The following is a 15,970-nucleotide window of genomic DNA, read 5'->3' on the forward strand; positions in this document are numbered from 1 at the left end:
CCCTTGCCGAAGCCGCCTGCATTGTATTCGATCGAAAGCTACGGCCGATCCGGCAATGGTTTCCCGGGGCGCCGGTCACGCCGTTCGAAAGCGGCAGCGGGGAGTATTCATGGCCAGATTGCTCTTGATCGTTGGCTTTCTGGCGCTCGCCGTCGGCCTGCTCTGGATCGGCCAGGGCACCGGCGCGATCACCTGGCCGCAATCGAGCTTCATGATCAACCAGCTGCAATGGGCGGGCTATGGTGCCGTGCTCGGCGCCGTCGGCCTGATCCTGATCTGGCAAGGCAAGAGCTGATCGCGGCTCTCGATACCAACAATGGGACAACAACAATGAAAACAAAACTTTTCGATCTCAGCGGCAAGGTGGCCATCGTCACCGGCGGCAATGGCGGCATCGGGCTCGGCATGGCCCGCGGTCTGGCGGACGCCGGTGCAGCGATTGCGGTCGTCGGGCGCAATGAAGCCAAATCGGTTGCCGCAGCCGCCGAGCTCGCGCGCAGCGGCGCCAAGGCAATTTCGGTGGTCGCAGATGTCACCGACAAGGCGGCGGTCGATGCGATGGCCGCGCGCGTCGCCGGCGAACTCGGCCGGATCGACATCCTCGTCAACAATGCCGGCATCAGCATCCGCAAACCGCCGCACGTGCTCGATCTCGCCGAGTGGAACAGCGTGATCCAGACCAACCTCACCAGCGCCTTCCTGGTCTCGCAGGCGGTCTACCCTGCGATGAAGCAAGCCGGCGGCGGCAAGGTCATCAATATCGGTTCGATGATGTCGATCTTCGGCGCCAGCTTTGCGTCGGCTTACGCGGCGAGCAAGGGCGGCATCGTGCAGTTCACGCGCGCCTGCGCCGTGGCGTGGGCTCCTGACAACATCCAGGTCAACGCGGTGCTGCCGGGCTGGATCGATACCGATCTCACCAGAGGCGCCCGCGCGCAGATCGACGGGCTGCACGACAAGGTGCTGGCGCGCACCCCGGCAGCGCGCTGGGGCGTGATCGACGATTTCGCCGGCATTGCGGTGTTTCTGTCCTCGCCCGCGTCCGACTTCACCACCGGCACCGCGATCCCGATCGACGGTGGTTTCTCGGTCATGGGATAGCACCGACGTCACATTGAAGCACTTCCGCAACGAAAAGCCCCGGGCATGCCGGGGCTTTTCAAAGCAGGTCGTGATCCTTAGTACTTGGCTTCTCAGTGCTTGGCGACGACCGGTCCGGTCGACCACGGATTGAACTTGAAGCTCACTCGCCCCATCACCGAATCGACCTTCGCCGAGACATTACGGAGGTCCACCACGGTGCAGCCGACGACAGCCCGGTTACAATTGTGCTGCTCGCTGTCGAACTCGTAGTGCTTGCAGTCGATGCCGAGAACGAGGTTGTCCAGAACCGCGTATTCGCCGCCGACGCCGGCATACCAGCCGTCATGAGCGGCGCTGGCCGCCGCGATCGCAAGGTTGGCCGCGGGCAGGTAGACCCGGGTATCGATGTCAGCGCGAGCGTAGCCGCCCTGGCCGTACACCATAAAGCGATTCCAGGCATAGCCGAGCCGGCCGCCGATGTAGCCGATATCATTGATGCGGCTTTGGCACGACGCCCCACCGCCGTAAATGCAGCCTTGGCCGAAAACCCAGTGCCAGGGCTGTTGTTGAAGCCATTGTCCAAGCCGTTCCAGCCGCCTTCGATACCGACAACAAGGCTGCCCCACTGCTTCTGGATTCCGGCAAAGCCGCCGTAGATCAACCGACTCTGGCTATCCGTCCTCCAGAGAGCGCCGGGAAAAGCATTGTAGAGAACGCCATCGGTGGTGGCCCATCCGCCGCCGACCGCGCCGCCGATATAGATACCGGACCAGTCATAGGTGATAACCGGGGGTGCAACCGGTGCCTTGGTGTACGGGCGAGCCGCGATGTCGGCGGCGAACGCGCTCGCCACGCTGACGGCAAGGATCGAAGCTGCGAGTACCAGTTTCTTCACGTTGAATAATCCCCTCTATAAGAATTGGGGAGCGTACATCGACAACCGAAATCCTGACGTGTCCCTGCTGGCACCAGGCTTGTTCGCCGTGGGCACTGCGAGGGCTACAACGTCGCGAACCAGACGGATTGTCACTTACTGTGGCGGGGCCGCTACAGACTCACCGCGTGATGTAGTGGCCGCAGCCAGCTTGTTCAGTATTCCGCAGATGCCGGCGACTGCACATGCTCGGGCCGGACGCCGAGTCCGATGAAGCGCGCCGTGATGCCCTGCATCCACGGCACCGCCGTGATCAGCCGCATCACCAGTGGCGCTTTCAGCGGCTGATTGCCGCCCTTCAGCGCGGCGCTGACGATGTTGTCCTGCGCCACGACCTGCATCCGCTGCGTCATCCGCACCGGGAATTCGCGGCGCTGGCGCACCGCATCCAGTTCGTTCTCTGGCGGGCAGCCGTTCACGAGCTTGGCCGCGAGAAGATTGGCGGTCGCGACCGCGTCCTGAACCGCGAGGTTGACGCCGACACCACCCATCGGCGACATCGCATGCGCGGCATCGCCGATGCAAAGCAAGCCGGGCCGCGTCCAGCGCGTCAGACGATTGATCGCAACCGTGAGCAGCTTGACGTCATTCCAGCTTTTGACGTCAGCAAGACCGGATTTGAGGATCGGCGCGACCCGCGCGACGTCGTCCAGAAGTGTCGGCAGGCCCCTCGCCTTGACGGCGTCGTACTGACCCTTGGCGATGATATAGGCGCATTGCCAGTAGTCGCCGCGATCGAACGTCACCATCATCCTCCCGGGCTCGACACGCGCAAACACGCTTTCGGTTTCATTTGCCGTTTTTCCCGCGCGGAACCACAGCACGTCCATCGGCGCGCCGATTTCCTCGGTCGCAAGGCCCGCGCGCTCGCGCACCAGTGAATGGCGGCCGTCGCAGGCGATGGTGAGATCGGCCTCGATATCGAGCATGCCCTCCGGCGTGTTCGCGCGCACGCCCGCGACGCGGCCGCCGTCCTCAATGAGATCGGTTGCTTCGGTGCTCATCATCACCTTGAGCGAGGCAAACCGCTTGCCGCTCTCGCGCAGGAAATTCAGAAAATCCCATTGCGGCATGAAGGCGATGAAGGGGTACTTCACCTTGAGCCGGCTGAGGTCGGCGAGCCGGACCGTTGCGCCGCCGAACAACCCCTCCATCTTCTGCAGCCGCTGATGCGGCAGCTTGAGAAATCCGTCGATCAATCCAAGTTCGTCCATCACCTGCAGGGTCGAGGGATGCACGGTGTCGCCGCGAAAATCGCGAAAGAAGTCGGCGTGCTTTTCCAGCACCACGACATCGATCCCGGCGCGGCCAAGCAGATATCCGAGCATCATGCCGGCGGGCCCGCCGCCAACGATGCAGCAGCGGACCTTCATCGTGCGCCCCGCGGGCTGCCGCGAAAAACTGCCTGCGTCCATGATCGACCTCCGAGCGGAATGTAGCTCAATCGGACGACGCCGGCTGGATTAGAGCCTTTTCCGTTCCGATGGAATCGGAACGGGGCTCTACATTCTTGATTTGACACGTTTTCTTGACGCGAACCGGTATCCACTTCGCTCGAAAACGCTTTAGCGCCGGAAGCTCTTGATCTCGGACACGCTGCCGTCGCGGTAGACCAGTTCGACCGAAACCGACTTGGTCGCCGGCGCAAGCTTGAGGTAGGGCTGCGCCTCGCGCGGGATGACACTGGGATCCTTGGGATCGCACGGCGGCATTTTCAGAACCTGGTCGGGCACGGTGCTGTCGATGCCGACGCGCACCTCGCGGATCGCGCAGCGGTACGACATCAGATGGGTGTAATAGACCATGAGGCCGTTGTATTCGCGAAACGACAGCCAGCTTGTCGCGGTCATGTCGAGCACCTTGCGCTGGTCGCGGATCAGCGCGGCCTCGGGATCGAAGCGGATCGGAAACGGCCCCTGCACTTCGCCTGACGTATCGACATAGCGCACCTGGATCGTGGCGGCCGGCGCGTCGGCCGGAAGCTCGATCGACGGGTTCGGCATCCGCTTGCGGGTCCGAGGATCGAGCGTGTCGATGAAGCCGGTCTCGCGGAAATCGCCGGCCTCGCCCATCCGCCAGGAAATCCCGAGCGTCGGATCGGCGATCGAGAACACCACGGTCCAGCCGCTGTTATGGCGCGAGAACATCGCGATCGGCGCGTTGACGGAATCGCTCGACGGTGCAAGCCGGTGCACCGGCGGCAACGCTGCAACCTTCTGCAATGGCTCCGTGGGCTTGGCGACGGCAACCTCGGGCGCGGCTTTCGCCGTGCCGCTCAGGAATACGTCGTCGACCATCTGGTCGAAATAGACCGGGATCTGCTTGTGGCGCACGGTCTCCGCCAGCTCGCTGACCAGCCGCCGCGTGCGTTGCGCGACCTGCACGAGGTTGACCCCGGGCTGCGTCAGTTCCTTGGTAAAAGTTCGGGTGAACACCGAATTGGGATTGGCATCGTCGTTCGACAGGCGGTCCAGCGCGGTCTGCCGCGGACCCGCTGAAAATATCGAGAACACACCTTCCGGCAATTGCGTCATCGGCGCGAGGCCGCCGCCACCGGCAACGGCGCGGGTGCCGGAGCGCTCGAACGGATTGTTGCGGCAGGCGTCGAACACCAGAATGGCGGTTCGCGCGCCCTTGTTCTGCAGGCGCTCGATGATCCGGTCCGCGAGGATGGAAGCGTCGCGCACCAGTTCCTCCTGGCCTTCGGTTGCCGCCGGCACGTCGGTCGGCAGCAGGAAGTTCTGGCCGGCGATCTCAAAGCCGTGGCCCGCATAGAAGAAGAACGCGGTGTCGCCCTTGCTGACCGCCTTGTCGAACGCGAGCAGGCTCTGGCTGAAAGCCTGGCGCGTCTGGTTCTCGGCGACCATGACGGTGAAACCGAGTTGCTTCAGCGTGTCGCCCATGGTGCGGGCGTCGTTGACGGCCTTCTGCAGCTTCGGCACGTTCCGGTAGTCGTTATTGCCGATCACGAGCGCGACGCGTTTTTCGGCATGAGCGGGGACAGCGAAAACAGCCAAAACGGCGGCAACGCCCGTCACCGCCAAAAACCTGGAATACCAGCGCCTCATCGAATTCCCCACTTGAACGAAATCGTCCGCAACCGCTTGCGATTGCCTCATGCCATAGTCGGCAAAGCCGTGCCGCCGGTTCAATCCGCCCGCAGACCGGATTGCTGTCCCGATTTCACATTGCGGACCTAGCCGCCTTCGCAGAAGCGCTATTTATCCGGCAAGCCGAGCCCCACGAGCACATCAGCCACGCGTTTTGCGGCCTCGGTATAAAGCGGGCTGGCGTTCTTCGGGTCGAACGCGATGTTGACAGCGGTCGAACCGGGCCGCAGTTCCATCGTCTTGGCCAGGGCAGCCTTGGCCTCGTCGGTGCGTCCCAAACGCTGGTAGGCTGTCGCCAGCACCGCGTGTGATCGTCCGGTGGCCGGCGTGATCGCAATCGATCTCGTGAGATATGGGATCGCCTCTTCGTCGCGGTCCATCACCACCAGGGTCAGTCCCGCTCCCAGCAACCAGGTCCAGCGCGCCGTTCGCGGCGTATCGAATTGTTCGGCCAGTTTGAACGTCGCCAGCGCATCCTCGAACCGCCCGAGCCGAAGCTGCCCGAGGCCCAGATTGTAGATCGCGAGCCCGTCCCAGGGATCAAAGGTCAAGACCCTGCCGCAGGCCACCAGGCTTTCGATGAACTGGTTTGTCGCGTTGAGGAGCCGGCAATACGCCTCCAGCACGGGGATGTAGGTTGGCTTCGCGCGCAGCGCCTGCTCGAGCATCGACTGCGCGGCACGTTGGGTGTCGGCAACATCGGCCTTGCTGTACCAGGTCATCTGGATGCCGCGCAGCAAGTGCGCGGACAACGCGGCGGCGAGGTCGACATTGCCTGGATCGGCCGCGATGGCTTTCTCCAGCATGGTTTGCGCGGCCTTGAAACGCTCCGGCGTGGTCTGGTTGATCGAGGCCATCGCCTGCTCGATCACGACCTTGGCGGTGCCGCCAGCCAGCTCGTCGTCGGTCGCGGCCGGGCCGGCATTGATCATCGCATTGATGCGAAGCGCCAGCGGATGGCCGACGCCGGCGGCGAGCCGGATCTGCTGCAGCGTCATATCCGACTTCTCGATGCCGACCGAAACCGAGTTGGTCCAGCGTACCTCGCCGGTGGCGCCATTGCTCATGCGCGCCTGGATAGTCCAGGCCCCGCCTTCCAACCGCAGTTCGCCGCTCACCACGAAGTCGGCTTCCGGGTGCGCGGCGACGGGCTGGTGAGGCACCGCGGAAGCCGTTTGAGATCGCGGCGCCAGCACGCGCAACTTGTCGATCCTGGCCAAGCCGTCGGTGAGCCGGTCGGTCACGTCCCCCGCCATCTCGGCAACCAACTGGCTGTCACCGACGCCAACGATCGGCATCATGGCGATGGTCGGTGATTTTCGTGGAAACATGGAATCGGGCGTGAGCACCGGTGCTGCGGCGGCAATGCTGACGGCCGCGCTGAGGCGGTCAGCCACGCTCGCCGCCAACTCGGCAAGTTTCTGGCCCTCGCCCACCCCAACGAGCTGCTCTGAGGCAACGGCCGGGGGTTTTCGCGCGAAGATGAAATCGGGCACGAAGATCGGCGCGGCGACGGCAAGGCCGATAACCGCACCGAGCCCGGCCGCCGTTGCAAGCCCGGCGCGCATGCCGAACCGGAGCCGTTTCCGGGCGGGCTCCGTCGCCAGCGCCGGCGGCACCGCGGCGACAGGATCGGCGTTGGCCGTCGCGACCGGAGGCTGTGCTTCATCAGCCGCGCCAAGGACGCCCGGCCCGACCGTCACTTGCCCGTCGAACAGGTAGCCGCGGCCGGAAACCAGCTTGATCAATTGGCGCTGGTCGTCGCCAAGCGCGGCACGGATTTCGCGGACGCATTGGAAAAGGCTGTCGTCGCCGACATGGACGTTCGGCCAAATCGCGTCGATCAGGTCCTGCTTGCTGAGAACGCGCCCGGCGTTGGTCACAAACAGTTGCAGCATGTCGAAGGATTTCGGGCGCAGCCGGATCGCTTCGCCACCGGGCCCGCGGAGCCTGGCGCGTTCCGGGTCAAGTTCAAATCCGGCGAAACAGAGCAACTTGTGTCCGCAATCTTCTCGGGGCTGGGCTGCGCACAGCGAATATCAGAGAAATTTCAGAAAGTCACCGCCGTCCCATCAGGACCGGGCTACCCCCACCGTGGCATGATTCCCGGGTGATTTGCCGCTCCGCGGCATATCTTGGGGAGGAATGCTGGGGTGGCTATTTCGGCTATACGAGGAGCGGCACGTCCGGCGCCGGTCGCCTACGCCCCTCCCGGAGATCAGGGTACCTCTGCCTTTAGATGGTCCACCGATCAGGTCGATCCGAAGGACCGCTTCGACTATTGGCGCGAGGTGCGCTCCAAGGGGCTTTTTGGGGCGACCGCCGAACTCGACCGGGAGCACCGCCCAAAGTTCGCCGGGGAATTCTCGCTTCGAAAGTTCGGCTCCGCGGGCCTGATTGGCCTCCGCGCCTCGAGCTATCATGTCGAGCGCAGTGCGACCGATATCGCCAGCGCACCCAGCCACAGCCTTTGCATCTGCCAGCAGCTTGGCGGCGGCGGCTGGTTCAGGGTCCGCAATGTCGATGACTTCCACGTCGCCGGCGGAACGTTTGCGACAAGCTATTCGGACCTGCCCTACCACACCGTCCCGATCGCCGCTGACGGTTTCGATCTTCGCATTCTGAAGGTGCCGGTGGCCGACATTCTGCTGCCGCTACCCGGCCTGCACGACCTCGTCCCGAAACCGTTTACCGACCGCGCCGTCCTCACCCCGCTTCTGGAATCCTGTTTCACCGACCTGACCGAAGCGGATGACGACAGCGATCCGGCGACAACGAAGGCGCTGGTGCGGACGCTCACGCACCTCACGCTGATCGAGCGCGGCGTTGTCCGGCCGACCAGCCGGATGGCGCAGTACGCGGTTCGGGCTGGCCGCCTGTCCCTGGCGCGGCGATTGATGGCCAGCCACATCGCCGAGCCGCAACTCTCGCCAGCGTTCGTCGCAAGTCGGCTCGCGATCTCGGTTCGTCATCTGCACGTGCTGTTCGAAGAATCCAGCATGAGCTTCTCGCAAACCGTCACCGCGCTGCGCATCGAGCGAAGCCGCCGCCTGCTGCGCAAGGCGCCGGCCATGACCATCGCCGAGATCGCCTTTGCCAGCGGCTTCGACAGCCTCGCAACGTTTTATCGCGTGTTTCGCACGGTTCAGGGCATCACGCCCGGTGACTTCAGGGAAGCGGCGACAAGGAAATAGGGTATGAGCGCGCGACCGGTCGCGTGGCAGCAAGCTCGGCAAGCTCGACGCATTTGACGGCCAAATGACGGTTTGGCCGTTATTTGTGCGAAAACATTAAGCTTTTTCGGCCTTTTCGCTGGTTCCCAGATTGACTTTGGCCGTTTCGCGCCTATGTTCCGGCTCAACGCGGCCTAGGATCGACACGCGATTCCCTAAGGTTAGCCGCTCGTCTGCGTAAGTCAGAGCCCCCAGCTTCTTAAAGCGCGCCGTTTCGGGGTTGAACGCGACAGCCTTATTACCCTCGATTCCGAACGGCGGTGTCGACTAGAGGCTCAATGTCTTTTTCCCATCTCGGACTTTCCGACAAGGTTCTCGCCGCTGTTGCGGCCACCGGCTACACCACCCCTACGCCCATTCAGGAACAGGCGATCCCCCACGTTCTGGCCCGCCGTGACGTTCTCGGCATCGCCCAGACCGGCACCGGCAAGACCGCTGCCTTCGTCCTGCCCATGCTCACCATGCTGGAAAAGGGCCGCGCCCGGGCACGAATGCCCCGCACCCTGATCCTGGAGCCGACCCGCGAACTTGCGGCCCAGGTCAAAGAGAATTTCGACAAATACGGCATTGGCCAGAAACTCAATGTCGCGCTGCTGATCGGCGGCGTCTCGTTCGGCGATCAGGACACCAAATTGACCCGCGGCGTCGACGTCTTGATCGCGACCCCGGGCCGGCTGCTCGACCATACCGAGCGTGGCGGGCTGCTGCTCACCGGCGTTGAACTCCTGGTCATCGACGAAGCCGACCGCATGCTGGACATGGGCTTCATTCCCGACATCGAGCGGGTCTGCAAGCTGGTCCCGTTCACGCGACAGACCCTGTTCTTTACCGCGACGATGCCGCCCGAGATCAGCCGCATCAGCGAAGCCTTCCTGCACAATCCCGAACGTATCGAAGTCTCCAAGCCTGCGACGACAGCTGTGGGCGTGTCTCAATTCCAGGTCGCCTGCGGGCGCGAGGTACACGAGAAGCGCGAGATCCTGCGCCGCCTGCTGCGCGACGCCAAGGACCTTCAGAACGCGATTATCTTCTGCAATCGCAAGCGTGAAGTCGCCGTCGTTGCCAAATCGCTTCAGAAGCACGGCTTCAGCGTCGGCGCGCTCCATGGCGATATGGACCAGTCGGCCCGCACCGCGGCGCTCGAATCATTCCGCAAGGGCGAAATTCCGCTGCTGGTGGCTTCCGACGTCGCCGCCCGCGGTCTCGATATTCCCGCCGTCAGCCACGTCTACAATTTCGACGTGCCGCATCATCCCGACGATTACGTCCACCGCGTCGGCCGCACCGGTCGCGCCGGCCGGGCCGGCACCGCGATTTCGATCGTCACATCGCTCGACACCAAATCGCTGGCCGCGATCGAACGGCTGATCGGAAAATCCATTCCCCGCGCGGAAGGCGACTATTCCGTGCGATCGGAAGCGTCAGGCGATATCGACCAGCCGCGCGAGGCGCGCGGCAGAGAAGGTTCTCGCGGAGGCTCCCGCCACGGTGCGCGAGAAGGCTCCAGGGAAAGCGTCAAGGAAGGTTCGCGGGAAGGTTCACGTGGCGGACGCAAGCCGCGACGTGAGCGCGAACCGCGCCACGGTGAGCGCGAGCCGCGCCACGCCAAGGGAGGCGAGCGCAACTCCGGCTCGCAGCCGCAGGCAGCGACCGAAGCGTTCACACCGCCAGCGCCCGCACCGGCCTCCCGCGTGCCCTCGATCGGCCGGGCCGAACCGCGGCGCGCCCAGCGCGAAGTCGAATCCGAGCCTGCCGATCACTCGCATCTTCCGGCGTTTCTGCTGCGGCCCGTGCGCGCCCGCGTCTAGAAGAAAACGCCTTCAACGCCGTCCACGCGGTGAACAGGGTACAGCCCTGTTTACCGGGCGTTCATTCTCCTCCCTTAACTTCGCAGCGATAATTTTAGTCATTGCCTGCTGGGCGGCGCGAAGCGTTGCTCGCCATTAGGGACGGATCAGTGGTGAAACTGCTGGACGAACACGAACGCACGTTGGCCTTCGCCGAAGTCGCGATGGGCCAGATCAAGTCGCTTCGGCAGACCGCCGTGCCTCGCAATTATGAAATCTGGTACGTCTACGCCACCGGTTACAACGCCCCCCTCAACAAGATCATCAACGAGACGCTGGCGCGCAACGGCAGGCTCAGCGAAGCCGACCTCGAACAGATCTACGAAACCTACCTCTCCCACATCAAGACCTCTGACCGCATCGACAAGGTCGGCGCGCGCGTGATCGGCGAGATCGACGACGTGATGACGCTGATCACCGAGGCGCTGGCCATGTCGGCGAGCTACGACGCCAGCCTGAGCGGCGCCAGCCAGAAACTGTCGACCGCGCAGAACCGCGACCAGATCAAGGCAGTGGTCGAACAGCTGGTGAAATCCACCCGCGAGATGCGCGATACCAACAAGGCGCTGGAGAACCGGCTGTCGCTGTCGAAGAGCGAGATCAGCAATCTCCAGCACAGCCTGGAAGCCATCCGCGCCGAGAGCCTGACCGATCCGCTCACTGGCCTGGGCAATCGCAAATATTTCGACCGCTCGATAGAGATGGCGGTACAGGCGGCACTGGCCAACGGCGAGCCGCTGTCGCTATTGATGTTCGACATCGATCATTTCAAATCGTTCAACGATTCCTACGGCCACCTCACCGGCGATCAGGTGCTGCGTCTGGTCGGCATGTCCTTGAAGCAGACCATCAAGGGACAGGACATCACCGCGCGCTATGGCGGCGAGGAATTCGCGGTCGTCTTGCCCAACACCGCGCTGCGCCAGGCGCTGACGGTTGCCGATCACATCCGCCGCGCCGTGATGGCGAAGGAATTGAAGAAGAAATCCACCGGCGAAATCCTCGGCCGCGTCACCATCTCGGTCGGCGTGTCGATGCTGAAGCCGGACGACGACACGGATTCGCTGATCGAACGCGCCGATGCCTGCCTCTACGCCGCCAAGCGCAACGGCCGCAACCGCGTGATCTGCGAAGTCGACCCCGAATACGCCGCCGACCAGCGCAGCCAGGTGGCGTAGGTCCGCTCGGTCCGTAGGGTGGGCAAAGGCGCGCTTGCGCCGTGCCCACCAACCTCCGGTTCGTTATCTTGAATGGTGGGCACGCTTCGCTTTGCCCACCCTACGAACTGACTTCTTCTTGACCGCCGGCTTTTTCGCGGCAACCTTCTTCGCGGCTTTGGCAACGGTTTTCTTCGCCGCCTTGCGCGCCTTCGGACGCTTGCGCAACGCGGCGCGCTGCGCGGCGGCCAGCGCCGCCCTCGCCCAATCGCTCAGCTCTTCGGAGTCGTCGAACAGCCGCGCCGGCAATTGCCAATACGAGTTCACGGTCACGGTTTTCGTACGCGTCTGATACGAAAACGGCTGCGAGCCCTCCGCCGCGAACTGCGGGATCGTGGTTTCATCGGCCCTGAAATACAGCCCGGCGCGCAGCGCGAGGGCGAAGTTGGTGCCGTCAGCGGAAATGCCGAAGCCGGAAAACATCCGGCGGATCGTCACCGGTCCGAAATCGGCAAACAGGTCGATCAGGAAATCGCGATCCATGCGTGTGGCTCACACCCTCGCTGTCGTCCCGGCCTCGAGCCGGGACCCATACGCCGCGGCCCGCGTTGTTGGAAAAGGAAGATAACGACTAGCGCGCAAACCAACTGCGGCCGGTGGCTATGGGTCCCGGCTCAAGGCCGGGTCGACTGTCAGACCTTCGCAGGCGTCAGCTGCACCGACTCGCCGCAACCGCAGGCGGAGACCTGGTTGGGGTTGTTGAAGATGAACTGGGCCTGCATCTTGTCGGCCTTGTAGTCCATCTCGGTGCCGAGCAGGAACAGCACGGCCTTGGGATCGACCAGGATCTTGACGCCGCGGTCTTCGACCACCTCGTCGGTGGGACGGACCTCGTGGGCGTATTCGACGGTGTAGGACTGCCCGGCGCAGCCGCCGTTCTTGATGCCGACGCGCAGGCCGACGATTTCGGAATCGGCGCGCTTGGTCAGCTCCGTAATGCGCTGCGCCGCCGCTTCGGTCAGTTTCATGACCTGCGGGCGCGGCCGGGGCTTCGGCTTGGAGACGGGTGCGGTGGTGTCCATTGCAGTGGATCTCCTTACGCCGCGCGGTGGCGACGAAATCCTATACCGTTAAAATAACAACGAAATTCCTGCTGTGAAGGTCTGATATCCCGAATTTGGTTAGAACCCGTCCGAACGAAACCGTATTCCTACTCGCAGATCGCCCCTAATAAATCGCCCAAACTCCCGGTGTCACCAGTTCCAGCAGATGCCGGTCCGGGTCGCGGAAGTAGATGCTCTTTCCGCCGCGCGGCCAGTCGGTCCTGCCTTCGATAGCGACACTGTGCTCGCCAAGCCGCGTTTCCCAGGCCGCCAGTTCGTCCGCCGTGATGGCAAAGGCCACGTGGATCGGGCCGTTGCCGTCATGCGGCGGAATAGTCCCGCCGGGCAAATGGAGCGTGTCGAGCGTCGCGCCGCGACGAAACAGCAGAAGCACATTGCTGCCGCCGACATCGAAAGCAAAAAATCGCGAATCACGCGTCAGCGCGACCAGCCCAAGCACATCTTCGTAGAATGCACGGGCGCGGTCGAGGTCATCGACGTAAAGTGCGGTCTCGAGAACACCGGATAGTTTCGGCACCAGGACCCTTCACCACATATTGAGGACGAGGCGGGCCTCGTCGGACATCCGGTCCGGCGTCCAGGCCGGCTCCCACACCAGATTGACGTTGACGACGCCGACGCCGGGAACGCTGGCAACCGCGTTCTCCACCATGGTCGGCAGTTCGCCCGCCGCCGGGCAGTTCGGCGTGGTCAGCGTCATCATCACGTCGACGCTGCGATCGTCCTTGAAATCGACCTTGTAAATCAGCCCGAGTTCGTAGATGTCGGCCGGAATTTCCGGGTCGAACACCGTTTTCAGCGCAGCCACGATCTCACCGCCGAGACGCTCGGTCTCCTCCGGCGGCAGCGCCGATTGGGTTTCCATGTTGGCGGTTTTGACTTCGGCTGTGTCGGTCATGAAAACAATTCCTGCGCCTTGATCAGCGCCTGCACCAGATGGTCGACTTCTTCACGGGTATTATACATCCCAAAGGACGCCCGGCAGGTGGCTGTGACATTGAACCGCTCTAAAAGCGGCATCACGCAATGGGTGCCGGCGCGGACCGCGATGCCCTGGCGGTCGATCACGGTCGCGATATCGTGGGCGTGCGCGCCCTTCATCTCGAACGAGATCACCGGTCCCTTGCCGCGCGCGGTGCCGATCAGCCGCAGCGAATTGATTTCTCGCAGGCGATCCTGGGCGTAGGTCACGAGGTCGTGCTCGTGGGCGGCAATGCGCTCCTTGCCGATCGAATTGACGTAGTCGATCGCGGCCCCGAGCCCGATCGATTCCACGATCGCGGGCGTGCCGGCCTCGAATTTGTGCGGCGGATCGCCATAGGTGATCCAATCCCGGGAAACTTCGCGGATCATCTCGCCGCCGCCGTTGAAGGGGCGCATCGCGACGAGATGCTCATGCTTGGCGTAGAGTACGCCGATGCCGGTCGGGCCGTACAGCTTGTGCCCGGTGAAGACGTAAAAGTCGGCGTCGATGTCCTGCACGTCGATCGCCAGATGCACGGCGGCCTGGCTGCCGTCGATCAGCGCCGGAATGCCGCGGGCATGCGCCAGCTTCACCACGTCCTTGACCGGCACGATGGTGCCGAGCGCGTTCGACATCTGGGTGACCGCGACCAGCCTGGTGCGGTCGGTCAAGAGCTTCTCGAATTCCTCGATCAGGAAATTGCCTTCGTCGTCGACCGGCGCCCATTTGATGACCGCGCCGTGGCGCTCCCGCAGGAAATGCCAGGGCACGATGTTGGAATGGTGCTCCATGATCGAGATGATGATCTCGTCGCCGGGCTTGATGTTGGGCTCACCCCAGGACGACGCCACGAGGTTGATCGCCTCGGTGGCGTTGCGGGTGAAGATGATCTCTTCGGTACGCGCGGCGTTGAGGAATTTTGCCACCTTGGCGCGGCCGCCTTCATAGGCTTCGGTGGCGGCGTTGGCGAGGTAATGCAGCCCGCGATGCACGTTGGCGTATTCGCTCTTGTAGGCTTCCGTCATGCGGTCGAGCACGGCGGTCGGCTTCTGGGCGGAGGCGGCGTTGTCGAGATAGACCAGCGGCTTGCCATAAACCTTCATCGCCAGCGCCGGAAAATCCTCCCGCACCCGCGCGACGTCATAGGCGCCATTTTTCACCGCCGGATGCATGGTCAACCCCTCGCCTCCAGCCAGCGCTGCGCCGCTGCAATCGCAAGCTCGCGCAGGCCGTCATTCACAATCGATTCAATCGCCTCGCCGACGAAGGCCTGGATCAAGAGCGCCTGGGCTTCCTTCTCGGACAGGCCGCGCGCGCGCAGGTAAAACAGCAGGCTCTCGTCAAGCGCGCCGGTGGTCGCGCCATGGCCGCAGGTGACGTCGTCGGCAAAGATTTCCAATTCCGGCTTGTTGTCCGCCTCGGCGTCGTCGGACAGCAGCAGCGCCCGCGTCATCATCTTGGCGTCGGTCTTCTGCGCATGCGGACGCACGATGATGCGGCCCTGGAACACCGAATGGGCGCGGTCGTCGACGACGGCGCGGAAGATTTCGCGGCTGTCGCAATGCGGCACCGCGTGGTCCATGAACAGCGTGGTGTCGGCGTGCTGCTTGCCGTTGAGCAGATTGACGCCGTTGGTCTCGACCCTGGAGCCCTCGCCGGCAAACGCGATGGTCGCCTGGTAGCGGCTGACGCCGGCCCCCGACATCATGCCAAAGGTGTTGAAGTGCGCGTGTGCGCCGAGGCTCACCACACCAGAGGAAATATTTGACGCGTCGCGGCCGTCTTCGTTGAGACGGACATGATCGAGGCGTGAATTGTTGCCGATCGAGATGATCAGGGAATCGTGCACCTGATAGGCCTTGGCGCCTTCGGCCGCGATATAGCTTTCAACCAGGGTCGCACCGGCATCCTTGCCGAGGCGCAGCAGCGAGCGCGTGAACATCGCCGCCGGCACCGTACCGCTGGCGATATGGACGATCTGCAGCGGCTGCGTCAGCACGACGCCGTCCGCGACATCGATCACCACGCCGTCGGTCATCATCGCGCTGTTGAGCGCCACCATGGGATTGGCATTGTCAGGCGTGAACAACAGCGCCTGCAGCGCGGCGTCGCCGGTTTCCAGCGTCTCGCGCAGGGTGCGGATGCCAAGGCCCTTCTCGAGACCGCCGAGTTCGGAGAGTTTGGGGGCGAACACGCCGTCGACCAAGGCCAGCCGGCGGACGCCTTCGATGGCGTGCAGCTTGGCGGCGCTAGCCGCGCGCGAAAACTCCGCGGTGTCCGGCGCAGGCGCCAGCGGCAGCACCTCGCGCATCAGCGCGCGCAGATCGGTGTATTTCCAATCCTCGATCCGGCGATGCGGCAGGCCCGCTTGCGCATAGGCTGCGAAAGCCGCCTCGCGCGCCGCAGCGACCTTGCCGGTGCCGGGAAGCCGGTCGCGCGCGATCGCAAAGCTGTCGCTCAGCGCGCTCCCGGTCTCGTTTTTTACCAAAGCCACATTCATCACAAAATCCGTATCCCG

General features: G+C 63.7%; 15 protein-coding genes. 5 read left to right on the top strand and 10 right to left on the bottom strand.

Features of this window, described 5'->3' with window-relative positions:
- Nucleotides 1-109: 109 nt before the first annotated feature.
- Together JQ558_RS12500 and JQ558_RS12505 are read left to right on the top strand one after the other, a co-directional pair.
- The gene (locus tag JQ558_RS12500) at nt 110-295 is read left to right on the top strand and encodes a hypothetical protein (protein WP_211994991.1); all 186 of its coding nucleotides are present in this window, start codon (nt 110-112) and stop codon (nt 293-295) included.
- A 35-nt stretch (nt 296-330) separates the two neighbouring features.
- Entirely contained in the window at nt 331-1,101 is a 771-nt protein-coding gene (locus JQ558_RS12505) for an SDR family NAD(P)-dependent oxidoreductase (protein WP_211994988.1), read from the top strand.
- A gap of 92 nt (nt 1,102-1,193) precedes the next feature.
- On the opposite strand, the gene JQ558_RS12510 is transcribed toward JQ558_RS12505, so the two are convergent.
- The 4 genes from JQ558_RS12510 to JQ558_RS12525 form a co-directional block, all read right to left on the bottom strand.
- Nucleotides 1,194-1,526: an outer membrane protein gene (locus tag JQ558_RS12510; protein WP_212293803.1), complete on the bottom strand. Its 333-nt coding sequence runs from the start codon at nt 1,524-1,526 to the stop codon at nt 1,194-1,196.
- A gap of 646 nt (nt 1,527-2,172) precedes the next feature.
- Nucleotides 2,173-3,432, bottom strand: a complete 1,260-nt coding sequence (locus JQ558_RS12515; RefSeq protein WP_212293804.1) for an FAD-dependent oxidoreductase — start codon at nt 3,430-3,432, stop codon at nt 2,173-2,175.
- Between the two features lie 150 nt (nt 3,433-3,582).
- Complete coding sequence (locus JQ558_RS12520) at nt 3,583-5,085, bottom strand: caspase domain-containing protein (RefSeq protein WP_249127937.1); 1,503 nt, start codon at nt 5,083-5,085, stop codon at nt 3,583-3,585.
- Nucleotides 5,086-5,234: 149 nt separating this feature from the next.
- A complete protein-coding gene (locus tag JQ558_RS12525) occupies nt 5,235-7,121 on the bottom strand; it encodes a winged helix-turn-helix domain-containing protein (RefSeq protein WP_212293805.1) in 1,887 nt (628 codons plus the stop codon).
- A 159-nt stretch (nt 7,122-7,280) separates the two neighbouring features.
- On the opposite strand from JQ558_RS12525, the gene JQ558_RS12530 reads away from it, so the two are divergent.
- From JQ558_RS12530 to JQ558_RS12540, 3 genes are all read left to right on the top strand, one after another.
- Nucleotides 7,281-8,321: an AraC family transcriptional regulator gene (locus tag JQ558_RS12530; RefSeq protein WP_312014983.1), complete on the top strand. Its 1,041-nt coding sequence runs from the start codon at nt 7,281-7,283 to the stop codon at nt 8,319-8,321.
- 317 nt (nt 8,322-8,638) lie between these two features.
- Nucleotides 8,639-10,168 carry a DEAD/DEAH box helicase gene (locus JQ558_RS12535; protein WP_212293806.1) on the top strand — a complete coding sequence of 510 codons (1,530 nt, stop codon included), beginning with the start codon at nt 8,639-8,641 and terminating at the stop codon, nt 10,166-10,168.
- 149 nt (nt 10,169-10,317) lie between these two features.
- The gene (locus JQ558_RS12540) at nt 10,318-11,385 is read left to right on the top strand and encodes a GGDEF domain-containing protein (protein WP_212293807.1); all 1,068 of its coding nucleotides are present in this window, start codon (nt 10,318-10,320) and stop codon (nt 11,383-11,385) included.
- Between the two features lie 63 nt (nt 11,386-11,448).
- On the opposite strand, the gene JQ558_RS12545 is transcribed toward JQ558_RS12540, so the two are convergent.
- From JQ558_RS12545 to sufD, 6 genes are all read right to left on the bottom strand, one after another.
- On the bottom strand, nt 11,449-11,907 hold the full coding sequence (locus JQ558_RS12545) for a TfoX/Sxy family protein (protein WP_212206834.1): 459 nt from the start codon (nt 11,905-11,907) through the stop codon (nt 11,449-11,451).
- A gap of 149 nt (nt 11,908-12,056) precedes the next feature.
- Nucleotides 12,057-12,446, bottom strand: coding sequence for an iron-sulfur cluster assembly accessory protein (locus JQ558_RS12550; protein WP_212206826.1), 390 nt, complete (start codon nt 12,444-12,446; stop codon nt 12,057-12,059).
- Nucleotides 12,447-12,591: 145 nt separating this feature from the next.
- Nucleotides 12,592-13,005, bottom strand: a complete 414-nt coding sequence (locus JQ558_RS12555) for a VOC family protein (RefSeq protein ID WP_212206819.1) — start codon at nt 13,003-13,005, stop codon at nt 12,592-12,594.
- A gap of 9 nt (nt 13,006-13,014) precedes the next feature.
- Nucleotides 13,015-13,386, bottom strand: coding sequence for an SUF system Fe-S cluster assembly protein (locus tag JQ558_RS12560; RefSeq protein ID WP_212206817.1), 372 nt, complete (start codon nt 13,384-13,386; stop codon nt 13,015-13,017).
- Nucleotides 13,383-14,630, bottom strand: coding sequence for a cysteine desulfurase (locus JQ558_RS12565; protein WP_212293808.1), 1,248 nt, complete (start codon nt 14,628-14,630; stop codon nt 13,383-13,385). Before JQ558_RS12565 ends, JQ558_RS12560 begins: the two co-directional genes overlap by 4 nt.
- Nucleotides 14,627-15,952, bottom strand: coding sequence for a Fe-S cluster assembly protein SufD (sufD, locus tag JQ558_RS12570; protein ID WP_212293809.1), 1,326 nt, complete (start codon nt 15,950-15,952; stop codon nt 14,627-14,629). The genes JQ558_RS12565 and sufD overlap by 4 nt, the downstream gene beginning before the upstream one ends.
- Nucleotides 15,953-15,970 lie beyond the last annotated feature (18 nt).

The sequence above is a fragment of the Bradyrhizobium sp. AUGA SZCCT0160 genome (genome assembly GCF_018130105.1).
GTDB lineage: Bacteria > Pseudomonadota > Alphaproteobacteria > Rhizobiales > Xanthobacteraceae > Bradyrhizobium.

Coding starts and splice junctions, on each gene's coding strand:
- JQ558_RS12545 (WP_212206834.1), bottom strand. CDS start 11,907: ATGGATCGCGATTTCCTGATCGACCTGTTTGCCGATTTCGGACCGGTG.
- sufD (WP_212293809.1), bottom strand. CDS start 15,952: ATGAATGTGGCTTTGGTAAAAAACGAGACCGGGAGCGCGCTGAGCGAC.
- JQ558_RS12550 (WP_212206826.1), bottom strand. CDS start 12,446: ATGGACACCACCGCACCCGTCTCCAAGCCGAAGCCCCGGCCGCGCCCG.
- JQ558_RS12560 (WP_212206817.1), bottom strand. CDS start 13,386: ATGACCGACACAGCCGAAGTCAAAACCGCCAACATGGAAACCCAATCG.
- JQ558_RS12510 (WP_212293803.1), bottom strand. CDS start 1,526: ATGGTGTACGGCCAGGGCGGCTACGCTCGCGCTGACATCGATACCCGG.
- JQ558_RS12535 (WP_212293806.1), top strand. CDS start 8,639: ATGTCTTTTTCCCATCTCGGACTTTCCGACAAGGTTCTCGCCGCTGTT.
- JQ558_RS12505 (WP_211994988.1), top strand. CDS start 331: ATGAAAACAAAACTTTTCGATCTCAGCGGCAAGGTGGCCATCGTCACC.
- JQ558_RS12520 (WP_249127937.1), bottom strand. CDS start 5,085: ATGAGGCGCTGGTATTCCAGGTTTTTGGCGGTGACGGGCGTTGCCGCC.
- JQ558_RS12515 (WP_212293804.1), bottom strand. CDS start 3,432: ATGGACGCAGGCAGTTTTTCGCGGCAGCCCGCGGGGCGCACGATGAAG.
- JQ558_RS12500 (WP_211994991.1), top strand. CDS start 110: ATGGCCAGATTGCTCTTGATCGTTGGCTTTCTGGCGCTCGCCGTCGGC.